This is a genomic window from Rhodovulum visakhapatnamense (assembly GCF_004365965.1).
Lineage (GTDB): Bacteria > Pseudomonadota > Alphaproteobacteria > Rhodobacterales > Rhodobacteraceae > Rhodovulum > Rhodovulum visakhapatnamense.
Genome location: NZ_SOEB01000074.1, coordinates 1 through 2370, shown reverse-complemented (window position 1 = coordinate 2370; position 2370 = coordinate 1). Strand labels below are relative to the sequence as shown.

Here is a 2370-nt window from a genome sequence, read left to right as displayed (position 1 = left end):
GCTATGACAGATGCGCAAAGACCTTCCTCTCCGCCATAGCCCTCGCCGCAACCGTCATCTTCTGGCTTTGACGATCAATGAGTCTGGAGCCTAGGAACGGTTCAAGATATTGGCGGCCTGGCCGTGGTTCATCGACAGGCCATCCTTTGCGGTGACGACCTTGAAACCATGGCTTTGAAACACCTTCTTCAGGTCTTCGGTGCGCATGCTGCCCCAATTGTCGGGCAGGATGGCTCCCATGGAACCCAGGCCTGAAAACCCACCGGCCATGAACCCGACCATCTGGCCGCCTTTATAGACGGCAAGCTCGACAGGCTGCGCATCCTGTTTTGCCCGTTGCTCCGCCTGCCAGGCCTTGCCCTCGGCGGAGTCCATCCACGCCGCCTCCGCGTCGGATTTCGCCATCATGGCCATGAATTCGGGGGGGGCCTGGACGGGCGTGAGGCCCAGCTCTTCCGCGCTTCCCCCTCCAAATTTCTTGATATTCTCGCACAAGGTGGCCCGAGCGGCCTCGTGCTGCTCTGCGTGTTGCTTGAAAAACTGCGCAAGACTGGGTGAAGTTACGGGACCGATCATGGGATACTCCTCATTGACACGATAAGATGGTCCAGTCATGACGGCGGCCGGTTAATAGAAGATTGCGCCACGTGTCGCTGGGCTTCAGCGCTTTTTGTCCGCTTTCCGAAAGCTAGGAACGGTTCAAGATATTGGCGGCCTGGCCGTGGTTCATCGACAGGCCATCCTTTGCGGTGACGACCTTGAAACCATGGCTTTGAAACACCTTCTTCAGGTCTTCGGTGCGCATGCTGCCCCAATTGTCGGGCAGGATGGCTCCCATGGAACCCAGGCCTGAAAACCCGCCCGCCATGAACCCGACCATCTGGCCGCCTTTGTAGACGGCAAGCTCAACAGGCTGGGCATTCTGCTTTGCCAGTTGCTCCGCCTGCCAGGCCTTGCCCTCGGCGGATTCCATCCACTCCAAACGTGCATTGGATTCCGCCAGGATGGCCGTGAACTCATCGGAGCCCTTGGTGAGCTCGATGCCCAGCTCTTCCGGGGTTACCGGTCGAGCGTTCGCGAGCTTGAGCCTGAAATCGGCCTGAGTGGCAGTCTGCTGTTCCGTTTGTTCCTTGCGAACCGGCATCACGCTGGTCGCCGTTACGGGGCCGATCATGAGAGTCTCCTCATTGACACGACAGGGTGGTCCAGTCATGACGGCGGCCGGTTAATGGAAGATTGCGCCATCCACTATTGTGCGGTGCGATTTCGTCGCAACGTTGCGTTCTTCAGTTCGATGGGATTGAAACCTGCAATGCGGGGCGAGATCGGCGTTGCGGTTTTCTTGTAATTCCCTCGGAAACGGCGCGGCTATTGCGACGTGAGACGCGGCCCCGGAAACATTTTTCTTGACGGGATTCCAGCCCGGTTGACATAGTGCCGTCACCCAAGCTGCGCCCGGAGCGGATCCCCCGCTGCGGGCGTTCTGCGTTCCGGGAGGCCTCACCCATGACGATCCGCAAGCTCTGCGCGGCCTCTGGCTGCGACGACCTCGCTGTGCCCGGTGCGGCGCTTTGCGAAGAGCACGAGGCCGAACGGATCGAGCGGAACCGCGCGCGGCGGGCGAAGGTGAAGACGGCCGAAGAGATCCGGCGCCGCGCGAAGCTCTATGCCAGCCCGGCCTGGAAGACCGCGCGGGCGGCCTTCCTTGAGGTCCATCCGCTCTGCGCCGATTGCGCGGGGCTGGGACTGGTGACCCCGGCGACCGAGGTCGATCACATCGCCCGCCACGAGGGCGACCGCGCCCGGTTCTGGGACCGCTCGAACTGGCAGGCGCTCTGCAAGAGCTGCCACAGCCGCAAGACCGCCCGCGAGGTTCTCGGGTGCTAGACCTACCGGGGGGTGTCCAAAAATCGACGGCCCCCCTCGGGAACCGCGCATGGGAGCTTTCCTGTTGCGCGGGCCGAATTGGCAAAAAAAGCCCACGAACATAAGCCCCCGAGACAAAAACTGAGGGAGGTCCGATGCGCGGTCAGAAGCCGAAGCTCGACAATGTCGTGCCGATGAAGGCCGACCAGACGGCGCCCGTGCCCGCGGCGCCCGGGTGGATGAGCGCCGAGGGGCGCGATGTCTGGGACCGGCTCGCCCCGGTACTGGCGGCGAAGCGGCGGCTCGACCCGGCCTATGAGGATCCGTTTGCGATGTATTGCGAATCCGTGGCCGATGTCATCCGCTTCACCGGCGACATCGCGGCCTTCGGCAGCTGGTACGAGGTCGAGACCCGGAACGGGCGGCAGCAGAAGAAGCGCGCGGTCTGGGGCCAGCGCCAGGACGCCATTGCCACCATGAACCAGCTCGCCGCGCGGTTCGGCA

Annotated in this window: 4 protein-coding genes; 2 read left to right on the top strand and 2 right to left on the bottom strand. The window is 62.7% G+C overall.

Annotated elements, in window-relative coordinates; all coding sequences use genetic code 11:
* Positions 1-90: 90 nt before the first annotated feature.
* Positions 91-576, bottom strand: a complete 486-nt coding sequence (locus EV657_RS21360) for a hypothetical protein (RefSeq protein ID WP_134079875.1) — start codon at positions 574-576, stop codon at positions 91-93.
* Positions 577-688: 112 nt separating this feature from the next.
* On the bottom strand, positions 689-1174 hold the full coding sequence (locus EV657_RS21355) for a hypothetical protein (RefSeq protein ID WP_134079873.1): 486 nt from the start codon (positions 1172-1174) through the stop codon (positions 689-691).
* 332 nt (positions 1175-1506) lie between these two features.
* On the opposite strand from EV657_RS21355, the gene EV657_RS21350 reads away from it, so the two are divergent.
* Both EV657_RS21350 and EV657_RS21345 read left to right on the top strand, forming a co-directional pair.
* Positions 1507-1887, top strand: a complete 381-nt coding sequence (locus EV657_RS21350) for an HNH endonuclease signature motif containing protein (RefSeq protein ID WP_134079872.1) — start codon at positions 1507-1509, stop codon at positions 1885-1887.
* 134 nt (positions 1888-2021) lie between these two features.
* On the top strand, positions 2022-2370 hold a 349-nt coding region (locus tag EV657_RS21345), incomplete at its 3' end, for a P27 family phage terminase small subunit (protein ID WP_134079870.1).

Bases quoted from the DNA above. Each gene is read 5' to 3' on its own strand.
- EV657_RS21360 (WP_134079875.1), bottom strand. From the start codon at position 576: ATGATCGGTCCCGTAACTTCACCCAGTCTTGCGCAGTTTTTCAAGCAA.
- EV657_RS21355 (WP_134079873.1), bottom strand. From the start codon at position 1,174: ATGATCGGCCCCGTAACGGCGACCAGCGTGATGCCGGTTCGCAAGGAA.
- EV657_RS21350 (WP_134079872.1), top strand. From the start codon at position 1,507: ATGACGATCCGCAAGCTCTGCGCGGCCTCTGGCTGCGACGACCTCGCT.